This window comes from Streptomyces sp. NBC_01445, assembly GCF_035918235.1.
GTDB lineage: Bacteria > Actinomycetota > Actinomycetes > Streptomycetales > Streptomycetaceae > Streptomyces.
This window is the reverse complement of sequence record NZ_CP109485.1, coordinates 1257744-1280382: the sequence shown is the minus strand read 5'-3', so window position 1 is coordinate 1280382 and position 22639 is coordinate 1257744. Positions and strand designations below refer to the sequence as shown.

Genomic DNA, 22639 nt, shown 5'->3' with positions numbered 1-22639 from the left:
GTCCCTCGAGGAGGTTGAGGACTACTTGACGGCGATCGGGTTGACGGGCGAGCCGACCGCGCCGGTGATCGGCAGGGGCGCGGCGGTCAGCCAGAAGTCGAACCGGCCGTCGCGTGCGCAGTCGGCGGCCAGCGCGTCCAGGTCCCACATCTCGCCGATGAGCAGGCCCATGTTGGGGATGGCGACCTGGTGCAGCGGCTGGAAGGCGTGCTCGAACTCGTTCGGGCGGACCTCGAAGCCCCAGGTGTCGGTGGCGATCGCGGCGATTTCCGTCCGGTGCAGCCAGCCGGCCGTGGTGAACGACAGACCGGGCGACGGACCGCCCGCGTACTCGCCCCAGCCCTCACGCCGGGCCCGCGCGAGCCGCCCGGTGCGGACGAGCACGAGGTCCCCGCGCCCCACCGTCACTCCGTGCGCCTCGGCGGTCCGGGTCAGGTGGTCCTCGGTGATGGCGAAGCCGTCCGGCAACTCGCCGTGCTCACCCACCACGTGGCCGACGTCGAGGAGGACGCCGCGCCCGGCGACGTACGGGGCCATGTGCTCGATGCCGGTGACGAGGTCGCCGTCGGAGGTGACGACCTGCTCCGCGGGGCGGCCGTTCCACGCCTTGCCGTGGTCGAAGATGTGGCCGAGCCCGTCCCACTGCGTCGAGCACTGCAGCGGCATGGCGATCACGTCGTCGGCGCCGCCGATGCCGTGCGGGAAGCCCTGGTTGCCGAGGGCGGCGTCGGTGCCCGTGTCGAGCATGGTGTGGACGGGGTTGGTGCGCCGCCGCCAGCCCTTCTGCGGTCCGTTCATGTCGAACCGCTGGGAGAGCGAGAAGCTGACGCCCCGCCGTACGAGCGCGGCGCCTTCGCGGCGCTTGGCCTCGTCGAGGAAGTTGAGGGTGCCGATACGGTCGTCCTCGCCCCAACGGCCCCAGTTCGAGTACGCCTTGGCGGCCTCGGCTATCGCACCCTCGGGGTCGGTCCGGTCCGGCGCCGTCACGACGCCGCCTCCGCTACGCAGCGGGTGCGCTGGGCGCCGAGTCCGGTGATGGAGCCGTCCATCACGTCGCCGTCGCGCAGCAGCCGTCCCCAGTGCATGCCGTTGCCTGCCGGTGAACCGGTCAACACCAGGTCTCCGGGCAGGAGTTGGGCGCTCTGCGAGGCGTAGGACACCATGCGCGCCACGTTGAAGATCATGTCCTTGGTGGACTCGTCCTGCATGGTCTCGCCGTTCAGCTTCAGGACCAGGTGCAGTTCGCCGGGGTCGGCGATCGACTCGGTGGGCACGATCCACGGGCCGAGCGGGGTGAAACCGGGCGCGTTCTTGCTGCGCAGCCAGTCGGTGCCGATCTGCGGCATGTCCCGGCGGAAGACCGTCGCACGGTCGGTGAGGTCGTTGGCGATCGTGTACCCGGCGACGTACTCAATGGCCTCGTCGACGGAGATCCGGTGCGCCGGGCGGCCGATCACGGCCGCCAACTCCAGCTCCCAGTCCGGCTTTTCGGCCCATCCGGGGAGTGCGACGTCGTCGTACGGGCCGGTGATGGCGCTCGGCAGACCGATGAACACGTACGGCAGATCCTCCTTCGCCCGCCGGTCCATGATCTCGGCGGCCTCCGCGCGCCGCTCGTCCTCCGGCCGGTCATCGCCCGGGGCGCGATGGGCGACGTGCAGATCGATCACGTGCTGCCGGTAGTTGGCACCCGATTGGAACACCTGCCGCGGTTCGACCGGCGCGTGCGCCCGGAACTGCGCCAACGGCCTGCGTTCTACGGATTCGTCGCCGGCCAGGGCCCGCAGCCGGGGCAGTACCGCCGGCCAGTCCTCCAGGAGGCGACGGACGGTCAACCGCTCGTCGCCCAGGGCGTCGCGCAGGTCGACGACGCGCGCGTCGGACGTGACCAGGGCGGGGAACACCGGGCTATTCGGGACCGAGAGCGTCGCGAGAGCGAAGGGGCCGGTGAAGGGCTTGGATGCGGGAGCGGGTTTCACGGACGTGTCCTCCTGATTGCGGTGGGACTAATCTGAACCCGCCACCGAGGATCAGGGAAATCGATTGTATGGATAGCGTCCATCCATCTGCCAGATGTTCGCTGGTCAGCGTTGTCCGACGCCGTACAGCAAGGAAAAGCCCGTGAATCTGGCCCGTCTGGACCTCAACCTTGTCGTCGCGTTGCGAGCCCTGCTGGAGGAGCGCAACGTCACCCGGGCCGGGCAGCGCGTCGGACTGAGCCAGCCCGCCATGAGCGCCGCGCTCGCCCGGCTGCGCAAGCACTTCGACGACGACCTGCTCGCCCGCGTCGGCGGCCATTACGAACTCACCGCCCTCGGCCAGGTCCTGCTCGAACGCACCTCCACCGCCTACGACGTCATCGAGAGGCTCTTCTCCAGCCAGGCCACGTTCGACCCGGCGCATGAGAGCCGCGAGTTCAAGCTGGTGGCCTCCGACTACGCCGTCGCGGTCTTCGGCGCCGAACTCGCCCGCGTCGTGCACGAGGAGGCTCCCGGCATCCGGCTGCGTTTCGCGCAGACCCCACCCACCGTGGTCGACGACACCACGACCCTGCTCAGCACCGTCGATGGACTGCTCATGCCGCACGGCGTGATCAGCGACTTCCCCGCCACCGACCTCTACGACGACCGCTGGGTCTTCGTGATCGCCGACGACCACCCGTCCGTCGCGGACCGGCTCACCTGGGAGGACCTGGCGGACCTGCCGTGGGTCACCTACCAGCGGACGTACGACGCCCCGGCCGTGCGCCAGCTCGGGCTGCTCGGGGTGGAGCCGCGCGTGGAGGTGTCCGTCGACAGCTTCCAGCTGCTGCCGCTGCTCGTGGCAGGCACCCGCCGGATCGCCATGGTCCAGGCACGGCTCGCCGGCCTGCTCGCACCGATCGCCCCCGTCCGCATCGTGGAACCTCCCTACGCGGCCGTGCCCTTGCAGGAAGCGATGTGGTGGCATCCCGTGCATACGCACGACGCCGCGCACATCTGGCTGCGTGAGACCGCCGTGCGGGTCGGGGCGGGCCTGCCCCAGCAGCCGCAGGGCGGACCGGTCGAGGGCAGCGCCGGGTGAAACGGGTGTCCGTGGGAGCCGTGCGATGAAGCCACCGCACCACGAGTCGGTCCACTCCCGTGCCGCGCGCATCCTGGAAGCGTTCAGCCAGGTCCCGGCGCAGGGACGCCGAGCCCGGCGGAGAGCTGTTCCGCACGCCTGACGAAGTGCGCTGGCGGAGGCGGCAGTTGGCGCGGGCCGCCCGAGGCGGCGCCTTCGTGGACCGGCACGCCCGAAAGCCCGGCCGTCCCTGGCGAACGGGTGGCGTGCTGCCCGGTCTCCTCCGGTGTCAGGTCCCGGAAACCACCGCACCGCCCTGGATGATGTGGCGGAAGTGCTTCGGCTCCGCCAGAACCCCGAGGTCCGCCAACGGATCTCCGTCCACCACCAGTAGGTCCGCGTGCGCGCCCACGGCCAATGTCCCGATCTCCCCGGTCAGGTTCAGCAACTCCGCCGCGGTCGACGTTGCCGAGCGGATCACCTCCAGCGGGGTCTGGACCTCGCCGCGCAGGCGGAACTCGTGGTTCTGGTGGCGGTGCATGCCGCCCAACAGGTCCGTCCCGTACACCAGCTTCACGCCGCCACGAGCCGCACGCTCCAGGGCCGCCATGCCTGCGCCCAGAACCTCGTCGACCTTGCGCCAGCTCGACTCCGGCAGCCCGTGGTCGCGGCCCTCCTCCTTCAGCGCCCAGTACGTCACCAGCGTCGGCACCAAAAACGCCTCTTGGGCGAGGAACAGCGAAACGCTCCGGTCGTCCAGCAGGTTGCCGTGTTCGATCGAACGGACGCCCAGTTCCAAAGCGCGGTTGACAGCTCGGGCGGTGTACGCGTGCGCCGCCACATAGCGGTTCGCCGCCGATGCTTCCTCGACGATCGCGCTCAGCTCGTCAGCCGAGTACTGCGTCGAGTCGATGCGGTCGGTCGGGGACGCGACGCCACCCGATGCCATCACCTTGATGTGGTGGGCGCCCTTGCGCAGCTCGTCGCGGGCGGCCGCGCGGACCGCGTCGACGCCGTCGGCCACCCGGCCCAGGCCCGCGCAGCACGGGTGGTCATCCTTCGCTTGCGTGCCGCGGGTGCGGCTGTCGCCGTGCCCGCCGGTCTGGCTCAGCGCGCGCCCGCAGAACAGCAGTCGCGGGCCGCGGAACAGTCCCTCCGCCTGGGCGTCGGCGAAGCCGTAGTCGGCGCCCGACGCGTCGCGGGCTGTGGTGAATCCGCGGTCGAGCATCCGGCTCATCGTGCGCGCGGCATGAGCGGCCACATACGACGGTGACAACGACGGCAGCGAGCCCAGGTCCGCGGTCGACGCCGTGATGTGCACGTGCGCGTCGACCAGCCCGGGCAGCACGACCGCGCCCCGGACGTCGATCGAAGGCACGTCGGCCGCGGTGAGACCGGGCCCCGCCTCCACGATCCGGCCGGAATCACACCGCAGGTCGCCTTCGGTGTACTCCCCGGACAGCGGGTCGAGCAGGCGGGCGTTGCGCAGCATCAGGGATCCGGTCACCGGTTCTCCTTCTCCAGGTCGTGCAGGGCGGACACGGCCAGCGGCGCGAGCGATTCGGCCACCGCCACCGCATCGTTGTAGGCACTCTCCGCGTCGAGGATGTCGAGCACCCCGAGTTCGGTCAGTTCCTTCAACGTGCAGCTCCCATCAGGTCGTTGCGGGCAATGACGCCGGCCTTCGCGACCAGGACCGGTCGACCGTAAGTGCCGATGTCCTCGAGCGGGTCCCCGTCGAGCAACACGAGATCAGCGGCCTTTCCCACCTCGATGGTGCCGATCTCGTCGAGGAGATCAAGATTTGCGGCAGCATTCGCTGTCGCCGCCAGGAGAGCCTGCATCGGCGTCATGCCAATCGCGACCATCACCGCGAGCTCCTTGGGGAGGTCGGTATGACGATTGAAGGGAGTCCCGGCATCAGTGCCGGCCGCGACGCGCATCCCGGCCTGGACAGCCGCGCGGAACATCTCGCGGCTACGATCGCGCTCCGATATCGCTTTGTCGATCATCCACCCCGGACTGCCCCCGGCTGGCCCGAATTCGGCAATTCCATCGACCGCGAGAAGAGTTGGCACAAGGAAGGTGCCCTGATCGATCGCCTGGGTGAAGAGCTCCTCGTCGAGGTGATAGCCGTGCTCGATTGAATCCACGCCGGCGTCGAGTGCGTTCTTGATTCCCTGCCGGCCGATCGCGTGTGTAGCAGCTCGCTTCCCGGCGTTATGAGCTTCCTGCACTACTGTGCGCAGTTCCTCGGCAAGCAACGCGGTCTGGGTCGGGCGAACTCCGGGCGTCAGGACACCGCCCGTGGCCATGGCCTTGATGAACTGAGAGCCTCCCTTGATCTCCGCCCGGACCGCGTGGCGGATGGCATCTATACCATCCGCTTCCCGTCCCATGAAGTGACCGTGGCCGCCCGTCATGGTGATGACCCGGCCGGCTGCCACGATCCGGGGACCTTCGACAAGGCCGGCCTCGACCGCTTTGCCCAACTCGATGACTATTCCGTTCGCCGCACCGCAGTCGCGCACGGTGGTGACGCCGCATGCAAGCGTGTAACGGGCGTTCTGAGCGGCGCGGAGTGAGGCAATCGGCAGGCTGTCGTTGACAACCTGCTCGAAGAGATCGGCGGAGCCATCATTCGCCAAGTGGACATGAGAGTTGATGAGGCCGGGGATCAGAGAGTGCCCATGGCCGTTGATTGCGGGCTTGTCGCCGATGGAAGGGGCGTTCTCGTCCGGACCGATCCAGGCGATGCGGCCTGCGTCGATCAGGACACTGGTGCCGGTTTGGGGAGCGCCTCCGAGTCCATCGATGAGGTGGGTGTTTGTGATCAGGGAAACCGCGTTCATTTGATTCTCTTGCCTTACGCCCGAGTGAATCTTTCGATGCGTCAGTGAGGCTTATCGGGACAGGAGTATCCGGCGCAGCCAATCGGTGCGAGTGGTCAGGGATGCCACGCTCACCCGTGCTTGTGGCACGAAGGTGGAGAAGCCGTGGAAACCGCCGGCCCACACGTGCAGTTCGGCCAGGTTTCCTGCGGCCCACAGTCGCGATGCGAATTCATTGACCTCATCGCGAAATACCTCGGACGAACCGACTTCAAGATAGGTAGGCGGCAGCCCGGAGAGATCGGTGGCGCGTGCTGGTGCCGCGTAGTCGGAAACCGTTGACCGCTCCGCACCCAGGAGGGCGTCCCATCCCATCAGGTTGGAGCCGCGGTCCCACAACGAGGTGCCATCGTAGTCGTGGCTGGAAACGGATTCATTCCGGTCGTCGAGCATCGGTGAGAGCAGGCAGACCGCCAGAGGCGTCTGCATTTTCTCGTCCCGTAGACGCAGAGCCAGTCCGGCCGCCAGCCCTCCGCCGGCGCTTCCGCCCATGAGTATCAGGCTGCTTGGGTCAACGCCGAGCTCAGCAGCATGTTCAACCACCCAGAGCCAGGTACGTCGTACGTCGTTCGCGGCCGCCGGATACGGATCCTCCGGTGCAAGCCGGTAATCGACGGTGATAACCGGCACCTGCAACTGCTCTACCAAGGCTACGAGTTCGTCCGCGCCGCCCAGCCGATGCCCCATCACCATCCCTCCACCATGGATGTAGAACACTCCGCCACCAGCGGCGGGCGACTCCGGCGAAAAGATGGTCACGGCGGATGCGGGACCACTTTCATCACCTGGGACATTGACGGTGCGTGCCGCGACCTGGCGACTGGCGACGAGCTCGTCCAGTCCCGGCACCTGCTGTTCGAAAAGGGACCGCGCGAAGGGGACAACGTGAGCGGGCATGGTCGGACCGTAGGTCTCCATGAACTGCTCGGCCGCGGACTGCAGCTCGGCATCATACGGAACTCGAGTCATAACGTTGCTCCTTCGCATTCGGTGTGAGCCCTCGAGGCTTCGAGTGCTCCTGTGAAGTGACCGTGGCCGCCGGACATGGTGATGGCTCGTCCGACGGCCACGATGCGGGGGTATTCGACGAGGCCGGCTTCGGCCACTGCACCTGACCCCATGTCAGGGAACCGCGTTCACGCGATTCCCTTGTCTCACGACCGAATGAATCGGGCGATGGTCTCGAGGAATTCGTGGGTCTCTTCCACCAAGGGGTTGTGTCCCGAGTTCTCGAAGATGTGCAAGTCCGCGTGGGGAATCCCCTTCACGATCTCTTCCGACTGCGACGGCGGGGTGACCCAGTCGTGCCTGCCCGTGGCGACAAGCGTTGGGATGTGAATGGCGCCCAGCTGTGCACGGACGTCATAGAGGGGAAGTTCGTTCTTCAGGACCTGTTCGGCCACTTCGGGTCCGGCTATGACGCGTGCGTCCACAGCTTCCCTTTCGGCCAGCGGCGGGACCGTGCGGTAGTAGAGGGGGCCGACGACCTCTGCCCACCTGGCGTACCTCTCAGGGGTGATGGTCCCCGCGAACAGGTCCTTGAGCATCTCCATCTGCTCTGCGCTGGCCACCTTCGCAACTTGTTTCATGGAGAGCGCGTGATAGTCGTTGCTCGGTGCCGTGTCGACCAGGATCAGCTTCGACAGCGAATCGGGATGGCGGATGGCGTACTGCAGAGCGACCATGCCGCCGAATGAAGCGCCAAGCAGCACAGGCGCCTCGATACCGAGATAGAGCCTCAGCGCCTCTATGTCGTCGGCCATCTGCTCCAGCGTGTAGGTGCTGACGTCCGCGCGGCCGGATCGTCCTGTGCCCCGGTGGTCGAAGTAGACGATCTGTGCCGTGTCCTGCAGGCCGTCGAGCCATGGCCGGAAATGGCTGTGATCGCCGCCCGGGCCCCCGTGGTGAACGAACAGCACCGGCTTCGGTTCGAGGCTCTTCTCCCTTACGGAGAGGCCCGATCCGACGACATCGAAGAAGAGATCAGTACCGTTGATTTTCGCGAACATGAGATTCCTCAGGAGGTAGTGGTGCGCGATGGGGAAGGGATCTGACGGTCGTTTACGGGTGCGCGATGTAGTCGCCGAGCGGCCGGCCGACGATGCGCTCGAGCCCGCCCGGCGCCGTCACGCCCCAGCGCGCACGGCGACGAATCGTTTCTCGGCCTCGTCGATCGCGGCGATCTGGGCCAGGATCTCGCCGGGAGAGGACTCGCCGGCCACCTTCTGCAGGAAGGGAGTCCGGTCCAGGACTGTGTCCCGCACCCTCTGCAGGGGACCCGGGGTGTGGTGGAAGACCTTCCCCAGGATGTAAGCCTGCTGCACCTGGCGGGCGGTGTGCGGCTTGCGCGGGGCCTCGAAGGCGTCGAGCGCGGCCCGGACGGCGGTGTGGTCGCTCAGGTCGAGCCCGGCCAGTCGGCGGCCCAGGTAGTACCCGTCCTCGGTCGCCATCCCCGCGCCGTAAGCGGCATAGGGGGAGGTCGGGTGCGCGGCGTCACCGACGAGGGTCGCCCGGCCCTTGGACCACTGCTTGAGCGGCTTGCGGTCGCGCAGCACCCAGCGTTGCACGTTGCCCGGCTCGGTCGCGGCGATCAGCTGCGGCAGCGGGGCGGCGAACTCCGCGCCCATCGCCGTCGCGGTGGCGTGCAGGTCGCCGTCGAAGGTGGTGGCGGCGTCGTGTGCGCCCAGCACCCACCACTGGAACCCGTGGCGGCCCTTGTGTCGGATCGAGGTCCAGCTGCCCTGCACCGTCCGGCTGTGGGAGACGATGCACAACCCCCGGTCCGCGACGACGTCCTCGTCGAAGGTGAATCCGCCGAAGATGTGCAGGTTGTGCTCCCGCTTGGGCGAGTCGCCCCACAGCGTCCGACGGACCAGCGAGTCGATGCCGTCGGCGCCGACGAGCACGTCGACCTCGATGGTCTTGCCGTCGGCCATCTTCAACCGGACGCCGGTCTGGTCCTGGTCGAAGCTCTCCACCGTGCGGTTGAGCTGCAGGACACCGGGCGGCATCGCAGCGAGCAGCCGCTGGTAGAGCTCCGGGCGCAGCAGTCCGATGAAGCCGCCCCCGTAGTCGGCGACGGTGTGCTCGGGCAGGTTGACCCGGACCCGGGTGCGGCCCTTCGCGGAGCGGAACTCCGAATAGCAGGGGGCGCCCAGGTCGGCGATGTCGACGCCGAGCAGGCCGAGCGCCTTGATCGGCGGCGGCCACAGGTTGAGGATGTTGCCGGCCGGCCGGGCCTGCGGGTAGCGCTCCAGGAGGACGACGTCGTGGCCGGCCTGGTGGACCGACAGGGCGGTGGCCATGCCGGCCGGACCGGCGCCGATGACGGCGACCCGGCCTCGCTTCGTTGCGGGGACGCTCACGGTTCTCCTCGTCGAGATGCAGCGGTGGGGAAGGGATCAGCCGGCGACGGTGTGGAAGCGCATCGTTGGCGTGCCGTCGATCAACGGGCCCGCAGCGGCCAGGAACTCTTGGGTGTGCGGGTGGTCCATGTGCGCATCGAGGGCGGCCTGGTCGCGCCACACCTCCAGGCTCAGGATCACGTCCTCGTCGGCCAGATCGGCGTAGAAGCCGTAGGACTCGCACCCCTGGTCGTCACGGGTCTGCGAGGTGACGGCGCGAGTGGCCGACACCAGGTCGGCACGGCGTCCGGGAAGGGCACGGGCACTGCCGATCACGATCAGCACGACTGTCCTCCGATGGTGGAAGATGGCCAAAGCGTAGTGAGCACTACGGTTAAGCTGAGACGATAGCGCCTGCTACGGTTCTGTCAAGACTGTTCGGCGGCTGTTGCCGCGCATCGGAGGGGACCCATCGGTGACGTCGTCCACATCGGCTGACAACGGCGCTGGCGATCCCCTCGCGATCAGGCCGCCGCTGCAGAGGCGCAGCCGTGAAGCCTGGGCCCGGGTGCTCGACGCCGGGGTGGCACTGCTGGCGGAGGGTGGGTACGAGGCATTCACCATCGCGGCGGTCTGCGACCGTGCCCAGGTGGCGCCGCGCGCGATCTATGCACGGACCGACAGCAAGGACGCCCTGTTCCTCGCTGTCTACGAGCACGGGCTGGCCCGTGTCCGGGCCGACCAGGGGGTCTTCGCCGACGCGGACCACTGGCGGGGCCTGGCCCCCGACCGGCTGGTGGACCGCGCGGTGCGGGCGGTCGCCGGCATCTTCGCCCGGCACGCTCCATTGCTGCGGTCGGTGATCCTCATCTCGGGGGCACACCCGGAGGTCCACCGGCGGGGCGCGACCTACAGCGCCGAGCTCGGCCGACTCTTCGCCGGCGTCCTGCTCGAGGTCCGGGACCACCTGGACCACGACGATCCGGAGTCGGCCGTCCGGGCCGCTTACACCGTCCTGTTCTCTTCGCTCGTCGTTCGCGTGGCCTACGGTCCGGCCATCGCCGGCTCCGAGGCCGACGAGGACACCTTCCTCGCCTCCCTGAGCGACATGGCATGCCGGTACCTGCTGCGGTCGTAGCGCCGCCGGCTGCGCTGACACCGACCAACGCCCAACGCCGTCCTTGATGTCACCCGCCTCGTGCAGAGCCGTGACGGCGACAGCATCGTGGAACGGGGCGGGGTGCGCGTGTGCGGGTGCCAAGCGGTACCGCACGGCGGCTGCGGCTCCGGCGGGCCGGTCACGGCGTGGGAACATCGCCCGGTTCAGTGGTGGTCGCGTCGACGTCTGCGGCAACCTTCTTCGGTAGGACGGTGGCGCGCCGCCCTGCTGCGAGTACCTGGTCGCGTATCGGCTCAGGCAGTCGTGGCGGAACCTCGAAGGCGACCTCCGAAGCGGACGGGGAGCTGTCGGCCGGCGACTTGCCCACCGGAGCCACACCGCCGCCCGCAGTCGTGGCGGAACGGCTGGGGTTCAGCCCTGGCCCCTCTTCTCGGCGCGAGGCCAGACCACCGTGTGCGTACCACTACGGAGCTCCTGCGGGGGATTACCGGTGCCGGTGTGCACGCGCGCGGTGCTGCCTGGGGGAACCGTGACCTCCAATGTCACCTTGCTCTCGCTTGCGACCCAGCTGCTGGAGGCGGCGCCGTAGGGTGTCTGCACCTCGGCGCGGGCGGAGGTCAGCCCGCCGCCCACCAGTGGACAGACGTCGAACACGCGGTAGCCCGGTTCAGCCGGCGACAGCCCGGCGACGTATTCGGTGAGGAAGCCGACCACCGCACCGAAGGCGTAGTGGTTGTGGCTCTCTTTTGCTTCCCCCTTCGTGTTGTATCCGTTCCAGGTCTCCCAGACGGTGGTCGCCCCCTGTTCGACCTGGTACAGCCAGGACGGCGTAGTGGTTTGCAACAGCAGACGCCAGGCAACGTCGGGCCGGCCTGCGTCGACGAGGACCGGCAACAGCATCGGCGTGGAGAGAAAGCCGGTGGCCAGGTGGTCATCGGCTTCCTCGATGAGCGCGACCAGTCGGTCGACGGCCGCGGGCCGTTCGTCATGTTCCAGCAGGCCGAAGGCGAGGGCGCGGACGTAGTCGTCCTGGCGGTCGGTTCCGACACGGCCGTCGTCGTGCAGGAAGGCCGCCCGCCACGCGCTGCGCGTGTGGTCCGCGAGTTCCCGGTAGCGGGTGGCATCGGCGTCGCGGCCGAGGACAGTCGCGATGTCGGACAGAGTGCGCGCGGAGTGCTCGAAGTAGGCGGTGGCCGTCACCGGGCTGTGCCGCATGCTGTCGAGAATCGACGCGGCGAAGCCCTGCCCTGGACGCAGCCACTCGCCGAAGTGAAAGCCGGTGTCCAGCAGGAAGGGGTCGACGTCAGGGTTCGCGCTGCCGCGCAGGCGCCGGTTGATGCGCCGCTTCTCACGAGCCCGGCGGGTCAGTTGATCGACCCATGCGGTCATGCTCGGGTACTGCCGCTCCAGGACGGACCGGTCGCCGTAATACCGGTAGAGCGTCCAGGGCAGCAGTACGGCGGCGTCTCCCCAGCCGGCCGACTGCGCCACCATGCGCATCAGTTTGGCCATTCCTCCGGAGAAGGATGAGACCTCAGCGGGAACGAAGACCGGCACTCTACCGTCGGGCAGTTGCTCTGCGGCCAGATTGCGCAGGTAGCGGCGCAAATATGCTTGGACGTCGACGAACGTGGTGGACGTCGGGGCGAAGACCTGGATGTCCCCGGTCCAGCCGGAGCGTTCCCGGGTTGGACAGTCCGTCGGGGTGTCGGTGAAGTTCGACCGAAGTGACCAGGAGACGTTGCGGCGAAGGCGGACGAGCCGCTGGTCGGAGCAGTCGAAGCCTCCGGCGTCCGGCAACGTCGAGGAAAGAACGATGCCCTCGATGTCTTGGGCACTCAGGTCGCCGGGCAGACCGTCGACCTCGACGTAGCGGAATCCGTGGATGGTGAACCAGGGGGACCACCAGGTTGCTTCGTCGCCGAGAAGGAGCTCGTCGCGCTGGTACCAGCGGTTCACGGGAAGTCCGTGGATGTAGTCGATGTCCAGCTCGCCGTCCTTGCGCAGGACCTCGCTGTGCGTCAGGCGGACGGTGGTCCCGGGTCCTGCGGGAAGTCGGATGCGCACCACGCCAGCGAAGTTCTGCCCGAAGTCGACGATCTGCCTACCCGAAGACGCCCGGCTGATGGTGCGAGGTGAGAGCCGCTCGATTTCGCACACCGCGGGAACGTCCTCGGCGATCAGCGTGCGCCGGTCGTCGAGTACCTCGGCGGGCCCGAACCGGGCTGGTAGTGCGTATGACGTCAGCCAGTCCTCATCGGGTACGCGCAGGTCGACCCGCTCGCCGAACATCGGGTCGGCAGCGCTGATGCGCCCGGTCCCGACCTGCCAGGATCCGTCGCTGACGACCGTGACTGTGCTGCCGTCCTCCAGATCGAGATGCACCTGGACGAGGCCCGCGGTCCGGTCGCCGTAGACGGCCTGCTTCCCGGTGAGCCCGTTGGCCCCGCGGAACCTACCGTCCCCGACCGCCATCGACACCACGTTGCCGCCGGCGCGGAAGGCTTCCGTTACGTCATACGCCTGGTACTCCACGTACTGGTCGAACGGAGTCCAGCGCGGCACCAGCGCCGGGCCCGTGAGGTCATGTCCGTTGACGAAGAAGCGGTACCAGCCCAGCGCGGAGACGTAGGCCCGGCCCCGAACCACGGGTGCGGGAAGATCGACCGTGGCACGCAGGTACAGCACGCGATAGTCGGTCTTCGCCGCAGGAGCGGGCCCGCTCACCCAGCGTGCGGCCCAGCGCTCCGGGTCAAGTACGCCCGTCTCGAACGATGCGTACTCGCTCCAAGGACCGGGATCCTGCTCCGTCCCGGACCACACGCGCACCCGCCACCCGTAGTGCCGGCACGACATCAGCGACGTGCCCTCGTACGTGACACCGAAGGGCTCCGTGCCGGTCACCCGGCCGCTGTCCCAAGCCGGCTCACCCGCGGCGGAACCGTCCCCAGCGGTCACCTGTACTTGGTAGGCGGCTTGGGCCTCGCTCCCGGCAGGCAGCCGCCATGCGAACTCCGGACTTCGACTGCCGATGCACAACGGACTGTCCAGCGTGTCGGTCCGCAGATCTACAGGGGCGCACAGCATGCAGGTCTCCTTCATCGCGCCGAGGAACGTCCTCGTCCCGGCCGTGGACGACACCCCGGTTAAACGTTTCACCGAGGCGCGGCGAGCATAGGCACAATGGGGGCTGGCGGACAAGCAATCCGCCTCGGGCGGTTGTTAAGGGAGACGCATGGCAGCGCGGGCCGAAAAGCGGGTCACCATCAGCGACGTAGCCCGGCGTAGCGGGGTCTCGATCGCCACGGTCAGCTACGTACTCAACGACCGGCCGGACAAGACGACTCCCGCCACCCGGGCCCGCGTCCTCGCCGCCGCCGAAGAACTCGGGTACGTCCCCAATGCGGCTGCGGCCTCGCTGCGCCGCGGGCACAGCAAGATCGTGCTCATCGTCGTCGACCCCACGTACACGGGAGAGGTCAGCGGGCGCACGATCGAGTACATCACCGGGGGCGTCGGCAGCCTCGGCTACACCGTCCTGGTCCACACCAAGACCTCCGAGGCACAGCTGTGTGACACCGTCCGGGCGGTGCAGCCCTTCGGTGTCGTCCTACTGACCTTCGTGTCTGCGGATACTCACACCCGGCTCACGGCGCTGGGCGCCCAACACGTCCTCGGCCTGACTCCACTCGCCGATGCGGACCAGGAGGGCGATCGCTTCTGGGAGCGGAACATCGGGGCTGCCCAGGTTTCCCACCTCGCCGAACGCAGCCACCAGCACATCGGCTACGTTCTGCCCGCCGAGCCTTCACCTCGCCTGTCCGTGGCGCGCAGCCGGCTGAGTGGCGCCATCGACGAGTGCACCCGCCGCGGACTGCCGACGCCGACCACCGTGTCCTTCCGCCTGGACCGCAACGCCATTGCCGGAGGAATCCCGGCGCTGCTCAGTTCCGGGATCACCGCTGTCTGCGTCCACGAAGACCGCATGGGTCTCGCCGTCCTGGCAGCATTGACCGACTTGGGTCTCTCTGCCCCGGCCGACCTGGCGGTGATGGGAGCCGACAACACCCCCGAGTCCCGTCTCGCCACGCCCCAACTGTCTTCCGCGTGGATCCCGGACACCGATTACGGTCGGCATGCCAGGCAATGGCTCAGCGCCGTGACCGCCGGAGAACACGTCGACGCGGCCTCGATGCTGCACAGTGTGCTGCCCCCCGCGCAGGTGGCCCACCGGCAGTCGACCTGAGGGAGCGGGCGAGTGCTGCGCACCCGCACCCTGACGGCAACTGGCGCCGGTACATGTGGTGGCCGACCCTGGGCAACGACGTCTATCACCTCGACGTTGCCGGTGAGCAGCCCCGCCCTGCGCGACGGCATCGACGTCCGCGGCTTCTTCGCATGCTTCGCCCCGCGAGGGCGACGCAACCTAGCGACCCAGCTGGTCCGTGGCTGGTCCGGGACGCGCGCAGATTCGCGGCGAACGGGTCCGGAAGGTTGCTGAATGGTCACGGATAGGGGCTGCGGGGCTGTGGGTGCCTGGAAGGGTAAAGCTCCCTCCAGGCACCCAACTTGAGACTCTAGAAGAACCCAAGTTTCTTCGGGCTGTATGAAACCAAAACGTTCTTCGTCTCCTTGCGGTACAGGGCCTCTTTGGCGCCTGACCTGCGGTAACGGGCGATATCGCTTGATGGGAAGTCTAGTTGGTCCACGCCCGGTCCGGATCTTGGCTGGATTGCCTGTCCGCCGAGGACCAGATGGGCTGACGGCTCCATGGGGAGCAGGCCGGCCCGGCAGGCCCGGCCGAGGACACCGCCCGGGATGACGAGAATGTCGCGGGAGGCGCAGGCGGTCATCTCCTCTAAGGTCCAGCTCATAGGGGACAGTGGCAGCGACTGGACCGCTCACCAGGGATCGTCGGCCGATACGCTCCTGCGATGCGTCTGATACCCGACGACCCGTTCCCCGAGATCGGCCACCCTTTCACGACCGACGTGAGTGCGGACGGCCGCTGGATCGCCGTCAGTTGTTACGCGAGCGGACGCGGCGACGGTGGCCGGATCGCGGTCTACCGGACGAGCGATCTCGCTTTGTGGGACCAGATTGTGCTGGAGCAGGGCATCGAGGGGCTCGCCTTCCATCCGGCCTTGCCCGTGCTCGCCGTGGGGACGGAGGAGGGCGACGAGTTCGAACTGCGGGGCGGGTTGCACCTGTACGAGCCGGAGACGCGGCGCCGCACTGACGTGGCCGTCGCCGGGGCAGGTGTCAGCGCCCTGCGCTGGCGGGATGCGTGCCGCCTGGAGGTGACGTTCGCTCGGCCGGTTGTCGACTACGAAGACCTGGGCCGGGTGACGTACACGCGATCTGTCGTCGAGCGCCCCGATTGGCAGGACGTTACCGCCGACGTGCTCGCCGCGCTGGTCTCCTGGCCGCAGGGGCCGGTGGAGGTCGACTGGAGCGGCATCAAAGGACCGGACATCGACCAACCTCAGCGGTACCTTGCCGGCATCGCCGCCGAGCGGGGCCGCGACTGGGCCCGGCGGCCGGGGGTGGCCGTCGTGGAGGTGCTGCGGGACGGCCGGATTCTTGCTGCGGCGCAGAGCGGGGTCCTACTGGAGTGCTGGTCGCCGGACGGTACTCCGCAGTGGTCGGTGCCGGTGCCTGACAGCCAGCGGCAACGCAACGGCTGTCGGGTGTACGTCACCCCGGACGAGGAGAGCGCGTGGATCACCGTCCTGGTGGGCGACAGCAGCGACCGGCGCACACTGCTGTGCCGGTTCGCCCTCACCGACGGTGCCCAACTCGCCGAGAGCCGCCTCGACTTTCCCGTTGCCATCGCTGCGCGCACGGATGGTGCCTGGGTGGCCAGGGACTCACGGGAGCTGTTCCCCGGGCCGCGCTGGCCGCCGTACGACAGCGTCGTGCTCACGCCGTCCGGGCGACAGCTGGCCACCCTGGCATTGGGGGAGAGCGACAGTTCCTACGACTTCACCGTGCGACGTTCGCCCCATCTGCTTTTCCTCTACGGCGTCGGCGGCGGGGAGGTAAGGACGGAACTGTTGGAGAAGTGGGTCGTGCGGGCCGACCCCAACGGGGTCGAGAAGTTGTTCCCGCTCGCCTGGCACGAGGCACTCGGCCCTCACCTGCGCGGCGGTCCCGCCGCATACGTCGACGACGACGCCGGACAGGGGCTTGTCCACACGTGCACGGCGCGCGACGGCACCTACCTCGTACGTCGCGCTTACCCGGACGGTGCTGTGGCCTGGGTCCACCGTTTCGACGCGCGGGTGACCGGGGTCGACGTGCACGGCGGTCTCGTCCACGCCGTGACCGGAGCCGGGGCCTGCGAGCTGCTCACGCTGCGAGCAGAGGAAGGCACGGTGGTACGGCGGAGGGCGCTCACCCTCAGCGGGCACCTCTACACACCGACTTGCCTGAGCGCAGGTCCGGACGGGGACCTGGTGATCGGCACGGTGGAGGGGCGGATGATCAGGACGCGTGCAGACGGGGGAGCTCTCCCTGCACCCGAAGTTCCGGTCGCGTGGGACGCCAGAACCTGTCCGTGAACTCTTGATCAGGAAGCCTTGGGGGTGGGCGGGCTGTTTCCCGGCTGCCCACGGTCCGGGAACCCGTCCTGTCCAGGGCAGAAGGCGCCGTGTGCGCTCACGCGGATGGCGGAATTCTCCGCCGAGCGAGCTGCTCAAGCAGCGCAGAGCGGCAGGAGTCGTGGAGGCACGGCATCCGAGCCGGGAGGACCGCGAGGAGCGGTGGGACGTCGAGCGTCGGCAGGACGACCTCGCCGACGACGGGAAAGAGCCGTTCGTCGACGGCTGCGTGAGCGCGCCGGAGGGCATCACGCCGTAGTGACTGGGCCGAGCCCTAGGCGGTGACGCCGGCGATCACGAAGCTGAACAGCAGGGCTAGGGGCAAGAAGATCAAGCCCGCCGAGAACAGCCAGCCCATTCTGGCGGACACCTTCACCCCGATCAGAATGCAGAACGGCGTCATGAGTGCCAGGTACAACATGTACGCCGCCAAGACGACGTAGCCAGCGCCCGAGGCCACAGCTTCCCCCAACTGTCCCTGCCTCGACGCATGCAAGAGCTTCGAGGTCATCCGTGCGCAGATATTTGAACACGTTCAAATCGCCTTGGCAAGAGATGTCGGTTCAAGCCCATGCTCTTGATCTGCGGCGCGGGGGCCCGTCCGCCCCCGGAGGCTGCTGGTGCGCATCCGCGACGTGCTGATCGACGCCTGGTCGGGGCTCAACTACTGGACGGAGAGGCGAATCCGCGTCACCCAGGTGGCCCGCTCTCCGGGCTCGCCCCGTCGTGGGTGCCGGACGAGGAACTGCGCCGGCCGGCCGCGTACAAGACGGCCACCGCCTACTACAGGAATCATGCCGGGCACCTCGGTGCGGCAGCCACGGGCAACGAAGATGCCTGGGGGCGCCGCGAGTTGGGCGATCCCGTGAAGCTGATCGACGCGATGGTCGGCTGCCTTCTCGGCGCCGAGCAGACCGTCATCGTGCCCGGTACCGAGCACGCCCAGGACGACGACGCCGCGTCGGAGGCGAAGGCCGCGGCCGAGGCGCGGCAGCGGCTGGGGGAGTGGGCGGACAAGGAACTGCTGGCGCTGCGCATGCAGCAGGCCGAGCGTGGTGCCGTCCGCTCCGGTGACGGGGTGTACACGCTGGCGTGGGAGCCGTCGAACCGCTGGGCCCTGCTGCGCACCCACGACCCGGGGTTCCACTTCCCGTTGTGGCCCGAGGACTGCGAGCTCGACGACGTCGGGTTGCCGACGTGCGTCCACTTCGAGTGGGAGCTGCCCGAGGACTGGAGAAGGACCTGAAGGCCCGCGTCCGGCGCATCACGTACGAGCTGGGCCCGGATCGGCGCCGCCACGAAATCGGCGTCGCCAAGGACGGGCCTCGGATTTGGTTGTTGATCGTCCGGGTCCGTCGTCATGAGTGGTGTGAGGCGCACTACCTTGTTCTCCCACGTGGGGTCGGTAGGCGACATCGACCGTGAAGTCGTGGGCATCTCGCCCGCTGGTCCGAACCCAAACGCACGGCCTTTTCAGGCTGGTGTGCGTGCTCACCGACAGGTTTGGTCCGCGGCTGGTCCGGGAGCGAGTCATTTCGAGGCCGGATAGTGACGTGAGGCACCTTGTTGATCGCGGAAGGTGGTTCCCCGTGTCGGGTTGCCTGGAGCGCAACGGCGCCTCCAGGCAACCGACTTGAGGTTCTGGAAGAACCCGAGCTTCTGTGCCGAGTAGCTCACCAGAAGGTGCTTCGTCTGCTGGTGGTACACGATTCGCACCGCTGTTGACCAGCGAAAACGGCTTCCTTGGTGGTCTTAGGGCGAGACTTGGCCCGGGAATGGCCCGGATCTTGGGGCGACTGAGGGTTCTGGTCGGATGCAACCCAGCCCGGGTAGGGGCCGTCCGGCCTGCTCGCCGAAGCCGTGGTCATAATCCGCCCGCTCGCCGCCAGGGCGTTCGGCGACGAGTGCATAAGCGCACGACGAAGCGTGCTCCTCGCCGGGAAATACTCCAGCTGTAGATCGCGATCTTGCTGTTGGAGATGAGTGAACGCTGAGTCGCCGGCTTGCGACCACGGGCGGTCCCGCCTCGTCAGATGATGCTTCGGATGATCGTGACGTCGTGACGCGAGCGTCGGCGCCTGGGGAGTCCACTGCTACATGCACCTTGAACTCGCCACGGTCGCCCACCCGGTATGCGGGTCAGTTGCTGTCGCCGACGGCGATGCGGCCGTCCGGCAGTCGTAGTGAGCCGTCGAAGACCGTGGTAAATGCGGGTCGGCTCCTTCGGGATCCTCAGACTGCGGCTGCACGAGACGACGTACCTTGATGGGTCCCCTCTGAGGCCGGACTCGAACCGCCACGTGGGTATCGCAGCCGACTACGGGTGCCTCCGAGAGGGCGAGGGCGAGGGGAAGCCAATCGGTCGCCCCGAGGTGCGGCGCAGCATGGTTCCTTGATCAGGAGTTACGCCGGAGCGATTTACAGTCCCGATGGGAGGGCCTGTTCGGTCCAGATGGTCTTGCCTCGGGCGGTGTAGCGGGTGCCCCAGCGGCGGGTGAGTTGGGCGATGAGGAAGAGGCCGCGGCCGCCCTCGTCGGTTTCGTATGCGTGGCGAAGGTGCGGGGCGGTGCTGCTGTCGTCGGTGACTTCGCAGATGAGGGTGAGGTCGTGGATCAGGCGCAGCTGGATGGGGCCGGTGGCGTAGCGGATGGCGTTGGTGACCAGTTCACTGACGATCAGTTCGGTGGGGAACTCGAGTTCCTGGAGGTACCAGTGGGCCAGTTGGCGTACGGCCAGGGTGCGGGCGGTGGTGACGAGTGCGGGGTCGTTGGGCAGAGTCCAGGTCGAGACCTGGTCGGCGCGCAGGCTCTGGGTGCGTGCCAGTAGCAGCACTGTGCTCTCCTCGCCGCGGTCTTGGCGTTCTCGGACTATGGCGTCGCAGGTGTCCTTGAGAGACCGGTGGGGGTTGCCGAGGATCCGCCGCAGACGGGCCGATCCCTCGGGTGGGTGGTCGGATGGGGCGAGGCTGCTGGTGGACAGCGCGATGGTGCTGCCCACCGGTAGTTCCACCTCGGTGGTCTCGTACGGCGGATGGTCGCTTCCCAGGGGTGGACCGACAGGGACGTCGGGGACCTCGACAGAGCCGTTGGGGTGAACGATCACAGGTGCGGGGTGGCCGGCCCGGGCGAAGGTGCAGCGGCGGGAGATGGGGTCGTAGACCGCATACACGCAGGTGACTCCGGCCAGGTGTGCGTCGGCACGGTCGTCATCAGCCAGGTGGGCGTGTTCGCCAGTGGGGCCGGACGCCAGGTCGTGGAGTTGGGCGAGCAGTTCGTCGGGGGTCGGATCCTGCGCGGTCAGGGTATTGATGGCGGTGCGCAGCCGGCCCATGTCTGCTGCTGTTTGCATGCCGTGCCCGACCAGGTGTCCCACTACCAGGGCCACCCGTGCCCCGGACAGCGGGATGACGTCGAACCAGTCCCCGCTGCCGCGGGTGGACTCGTGGCGCCAGGCCACCTCGACGGCGTTCTGTACGGGGACGGTCTGTGGGAGCAGGCTGCGTTGCAGGGTGAGGGCGGCGTTACGCTCGCGGGTGTACTGGCGGGCGTTGTCCAGGCACACGGCCGCCCGGGCGCCGATTTCGACCGCGAGGGCGAGGTCGTCCTCTTCGAACGGGTCAGGTGTCTGCGTTCGGTAGAAGCTGGCCAGGCCGAGTACCACCCCGCGGGCGGTGAGCGGTACCACCATCGTCGAGTGCGCGCCGGCCCGGCGCAGCAGCTCTGCGCGGCGGGGGTCGTGGACGATCCACTCGTGGTCGACCTGCAGTTCCCGAATCAGACGGGGTTGCAGGTCGGCCAGGCACGCGGTGAAGGACGGCGGGTAGCCGGGGATCACCTCGCCGGGACTGTAGGCGGGCGTCGCGTCCAGCCCTGCGGCGGCACGGAAGCCGGCCCGCCGCAGCAGCGCCTCGGAGCTCACCGGGCCGGGCGGCGGTGCCTCGCCCGCGAGTACGTCGTCGAGGACCTCCACCGCCGCGATGTCGGCAAGGGCCGGTGCCGCGACCTCGGCCAGTTCCTCGGCCGTTGTCATCACGTCCAGCGTCGTGCCTATCCGTGTGCCCGCCTCCACCAGCAGATTCAAACGGGCCTGTGCCTGTTGCCGCTCGGTCACGTCCTGTGAGGCGACGACCACCCCGTGGATGGTGCCGGTCGGGTCCTTCAGGGGCAGGAAGCTCACGTCGTAGGAGTGATCGTGGTCGGGGTCGGCCGGAGGGCGGCCGACGTGGCCGAAGGTCATCGGCCGGCCCGTCTCCACCACCGACCGGAGTCTGCGCTCCGTTTCGTCGTCGACCATGCCCGGAGCCACTTCGCGAGCGCGGCGCCCGATGGCCTCGTGGCTCACCGCCCCCCGCAGCCCTGGCCCGGCAAGGTTCAGCCGGACGAACCGCAGTTCGGGGTCCAGGACCTGCACCCCGAGGGGGGACTCGGTCAGCAGCGCTGTGAGCAGCGCCGCGTCGACCATCTCGGCGTCGGTTCGCTCTGCTGGGTCGAGCAGTACGCACCAGCGCACGGCCGCGCCCTCGCCCGGCAGGGCAGACACCCTGGCGCGGATATCAAGCCGGTGTCCGTCCCGGTGGCGTGCGGTCACAGTCGCTCCCGTTGTTGCGGCTGGGGAGGCCGGCTGCTCTCGGGCCAGCAGCCTCGCCACCGGGCGGCCCAGAACCTCCTCCGCCGGATACCCGAGCAGCTCCCGTGCCGCCTGATTCCACTCGGCGATCAGGCCCTGCTCATCCAGCACCAACCGAGCGCCGCGGTCAGTGTCCGGCCCGCCCCGGGGCGCTGTGGTGTCCTTCCGTCCGTTCATGGTCGACTCCATCCAGGCGTCTCCCGCTCGCTGCCCTGGAGTGATCGGGCCCTACAGGACAAGTGTCACCGCAGACGGCCTCAGGTGGACGGGTGCTCCTTCTCCAGTGTCTTCTTGAGGCGCTGGAGGGTGACCTTCATGGTCTGGCGGTTGTGGGTGGCCCGGTCGCGGATGCCGCTGACCTTGGGGCTGATGAAGTGCATGAACCAGCCGCGCTGGTCGATCCAGGTCTCGGTGACCTTGGTCGCCTGGCCGAAGTCGAGCGGCTCGAACCGATAGGTCCAGATCGCGACGCGTAGCCCTGCGCCACGGGCGAGGAAGGCGAACCGCTCGCCTGGCTCCGCTGCCATCACGGTGCACTGGGTCGACCAGGGGCGCTTGGCGGAGCGGTTGTGGCCGGTGAACTTCATCCCGGGCCGGACCTCCTGCAGGCCGTTGTCCTTGACGTCGGCGCCGGTGCATTCGGGGCTCCAGCGGCCCATGTCGGCCACGTTCGTCACCGCCGTGTAGACGACGCTCGGCGGTATAGCGATCTCTATGGATTCGGAGACGTGCGTTTCCATCGACAGCCCTTCTCGAAGACATTTTCGAGCCAATGACACAGTTCCTCGCGCATCGCGCTCAGGGCAGTCATCGGCAGATCCAGTTGCACCCCGCGGCCAGAGCGCCCACTGCCGTCAGAACGGCGGGAGCCGCGGCCACGGCGCATGCCTCGCGGAAGACCGCGGAGGCGGTCAGGGAACGGCAGCGTCGGTCATCGGTCGGCAGGTGCCGACGCCGGGGCGCGGGGCTGTTGTCGTGCGCCATCCGGGCCGGAGCTGACGCCCTGGCATGGTC

At 68.4% G+C, this 22639-nt stretch carries 20 protein-coding genes; 6 read left to right on the top strand and 14 right to left on the bottom strand.

What is annotated here, in order from left to right; translation table 11 throughout:
• Positions 1–21 precede the first annotated feature (21 nt).
• Together OG574_RS06170 and OG574_RS06165 are read right to left on the bottom strand one after the other, a co-directional pair.
• Entirely contained in the window at positions 22–987 is a 966-nt protein-coding gene (locus OG574_RS06170; RefSeq protein ID WP_266570704.1) for a cyclase family protein, read from the bottom strand.
• Complete coding sequence (locus OG574_RS06165; RefSeq protein ID WP_326772236.1) at positions 984–1979, bottom strand: fumarylacetoacetate hydrolase family protein; 996 nt, start codon at positions 1977–1979, stop codon at positions 984–986. The genes OG574_RS06170 and OG574_RS06165 overlap by 4 nt, the downstream gene beginning before the upstream one ends.
• Before the next feature lie 142 nt (positions 1980–2121).
• Between OG574_RS06165 and OG574_RS06160 the strand changes: the two genes are divergently transcribed.
• The gene (locus OG574_RS06160; RefSeq protein WP_266570702.1) at positions 2122–3063 is read left to right on the top strand and encodes a LysR family transcriptional regulator; all 942 of its coding nucleotides are present in this window, start codon (positions 2122–2124) and stop codon (positions 3061–3063) included.
• 268 nt (positions 3064–3331) lie between these two features.
• Here OG574_RS06160 and OG574_RS06155 read toward each other — a convergent pair whose 3' ends face one another.
• The 7 genes from OG574_RS06155 to OG574_RS06125 all read right to left on the bottom strand — a co-directional run bounded on the left by OG574_RS06155 (position 3332) and on the right by OG574_RS06125 (position 9622).
• Positions 3332–4549 carry a metal-dependent hydrolase family protein gene (locus OG574_RS06155; RefSeq protein ID WP_326772235.1) on the bottom strand — a complete coding sequence of 406 codons (1218 nt, stop codon included), beginning with the start codon at positions 4547–4549 and terminating at the stop codon, positions 3332–3334.
• Entirely contained in the window at positions 4546–4683 is a 138-nt protein-coding gene (locus OG574_RS06150) for a hypothetical protein (RefSeq protein WP_266570700.1), read from the bottom strand. Before OG574_RS06150 ends, OG574_RS06155 begins: the two co-directional genes overlap by 4 nt.
• Positions 4680–5894 (bottom strand): metal-dependent hydrolase family protein, encoded by a 1215-nt coding sequence (locus tag OG574_RS06145; RefSeq protein ID WP_326772234.1) that lies wholly within the window; start codon positions 5892–5894, stop codon positions 4680–4682. Before OG574_RS06145 ends, OG574_RS06150 begins: the two co-directional genes overlap by 4 nt.
• Positions 5895–5945: 51 nt before the next feature.
• Positions 5946–6902: an alpha/beta hydrolase fold domain-containing protein gene (locus OG574_RS06140; RefSeq protein ID WP_326772233.1), complete on the bottom strand. Its 957-nt coding sequence runs from the start codon at positions 6900–6902 to the stop codon at positions 5946–5948.
• 185 nt (positions 6903–7087) lie between these two features.
• On the bottom strand, positions 7088–7942 hold the full coding sequence (locus OG574_RS06135) for an alpha/beta fold hydrolase (RefSeq protein ID WP_326772232.1): 855 nt from the start codon (positions 7940–7942) through the stop codon (positions 7088–7090).
• Between the two features lie 117 nt (positions 7943–8059).
• A complete protein-coding gene (locus OG574_RS06130; RefSeq protein ID WP_266933029.1) occupies positions 8060–9298 on the bottom strand; it encodes an FAD-dependent oxidoreductase in 1239 nt (412 codons plus the stop codon).
• A gap of 36 nt (positions 9299–9334) precedes the next feature.
• Complete coding sequence (locus OG574_RS06125) at positions 9335–9622, bottom strand: putative quinol monooxygenase (RefSeq protein ID WP_266570695.1); 288 nt, start codon at positions 9620–9622, stop codon at positions 9335–9337.
• A gap of 130 nt (positions 9623–9752) precedes the next feature.
• On the opposite strand from OG574_RS06125, the gene OG574_RS06120 reads away from it, so the two are divergent.
• Positions 9753–10415 (top strand): TetR/AcrR family transcriptional regulator, encoded by a 663-nt coding sequence (locus tag OG574_RS06120; protein ID WP_266570694.1) that lies wholly within the window; start codon positions 9753–9755, stop codon positions 10413–10415.
• A gap of 393 nt (positions 10416–10808) precedes the next feature.
• Here the strand turns inward: OG574_RS06120 and OG574_RS06115 are convergent, their stop codons facing one another.
• Entirely contained in the window at positions 10809–13598 is a 2790-nt protein-coding gene (locus OG574_RS06115) for an alpha-L-rhamnosidase (RefSeq protein WP_266933032.1), read from the bottom strand.
• Between the two features lie 34 nt (positions 13599–13632).
• Here OG574_RS06115 and OG574_RS06110 point away from each other — a divergent pair, with 34 nt between their 5' ends.
• Positions 13633–14643: a LacI family DNA-binding transcriptional regulator gene (locus tag OG574_RS06110; RefSeq protein WP_326772231.1), complete on the top strand. Its 1011-nt coding sequence runs from the start codon at positions 13633–13635 to the stop codon at positions 14641–14643.
• Between the two features lie 331 nt (positions 14644–14974).
• Here OG574_RS06110 and OG574_RS06105 read toward each other — a convergent pair whose 3' ends face one another.
• Positions 14975–15250, bottom strand: a complete 276-nt coding sequence (locus OG574_RS06105; protein WP_326772230.1) for a hypothetical protein — start codon at positions 15248–15250, stop codon at positions 14975–14977.
• 81 nt (positions 15251–15331) lie between these two features.
• Here OG574_RS06105 and OG574_RS06100 point away from each other — a divergent pair, with 81 nt between their 5' ends.
• Both OG574_RS06100 and OG574_RS06095 read left to right on the top strand, forming a co-directional pair.
• Positions 15332–16960: a hypothetical protein gene (locus tag OG574_RS06100; protein WP_326772229.1), complete on the top strand. Its 1629-nt coding sequence runs from the start codon at positions 15332–15334 to the stop codon at positions 16958–16960.
• A 91-nt stretch (positions 16961–17051) separates the two neighbouring features.
• Positions 17052–17258, top strand: coding sequence for a hypothetical protein (locus tag OG574_RS06095; RefSeq protein WP_326772228.1), 207 nt, complete (start codon positions 17052–17054; stop codon positions 17256–17258).
• Positions 17259–17273: 15 nt separating this feature from the next.
• Here OG574_RS06095 and OG574_RS06090 read toward each other — a convergent pair whose 3' ends face one another.
• Positions 17274–17510, bottom strand: a complete 237-nt coding sequence (locus tag OG574_RS06090) for a hypothetical protein (RefSeq protein ID WP_326772227.1) — start codon at positions 17508–17510, stop codon at positions 17274–17276.
• 219 nt (positions 17511–17729) lie between these two features.
• On the opposite strand from OG574_RS06090, the gene OG574_RS06085 reads away from it, so the two are divergent.
• Positions 17730–18245: a hypothetical protein gene (locus OG574_RS06085; protein WP_326772226.1), complete on the top strand. Its 516-nt coding sequence runs from the start codon at positions 17730–17732 to the stop codon at positions 18243–18245.
• Positions 18246–19417: 1172 nt separating this feature from the next.
• Here the strand turns inward: OG574_RS06085 and OG574_RS06080 are convergent.
• Together OG574_RS06080 and OG574_RS06075 are read right to left on the bottom strand one after the other, a co-directional pair.
• Complete coding sequence (locus OG574_RS06080; protein ID WP_326772225.1) at positions 19418–21802, bottom strand: SpoIIE family protein phosphatase; 2385 nt, start codon at positions 21800–21802, stop codon at positions 19418–19420.
• An 80-nt stretch (positions 21803–21882) separates the two neighbouring features.
• Positions 21883–22365, bottom strand: a complete 483-nt coding sequence (locus OG574_RS06075; protein WP_266743392.1) for an SRPBCC family protein — start codon at positions 22363–22365, stop codon at positions 21883–21885.
• Positions 22366–22639: the final 274 nt, after the last annotated feature.

Bases quoted from the DNA above. Each gene is read 5' to 3' on its own strand.
- OG574_RS06145 (WP_326772234.1), bottom strand. From the start codon at position 5,894: ATGAACGCGGTTTCCCTGATCACAAACACCCACCTCATCGATGGACTC.
- OG574_RS06140 (WP_326772233.1), bottom strand. From the start codon at position 6,902: ATGACTCGAGTTCCGTATGATGCCGAGCTGCAGTCCGCGGCCGAGCAG.
- OG574_RS06135 (WP_326772232.1), bottom strand. From the start codon at position 7,942: ATGTTCGCGAAAATCAACGGTACTGATCTCTTCTTCGATGTCGTCGGA.
- OG574_RS06110 (WP_326772231.1), top strand. From the start codon at position 13,633: ATGGCAGCGCGGGCCGAAAAGCGGGTCACCATCAGCGACGTAGCCCGG.
- OG574_RS06105 (WP_326772230.1), bottom strand. From the start codon at position 15,250: ATGACCGCCTGCGCCTCCCGCGACATTCTCGTCATCCCGGGCGGTGTC.
- OG574_RS06100 (WP_326772229.1), top strand. From the start codon at position 15,332: ATGCGTCTGATACCCGACGACCCGTTCCCCGAGATCGGCCACCCTTTC.
- OG574_RS06090 (WP_326772227.1), bottom strand. From the start codon at position 17,510: ATGACCTCGAAGCTCTTGCATGCGTCGAGGCAGGGACAGTTGGGGGAA.
- OG574_RS06080 (WP_326772225.1), bottom strand. From the start codon at position 21,802: ATGAACGGACGGAAGGACACCACAGCGCCCCGGGGCGGGCCGGACACT.
- OG574_RS06075 (WP_266743392.1), bottom strand. From the start codon at position 22,365: ATGGAAACGCACGTCTCCGAATCCATAGAGATCGCTATACCGCCGAGC.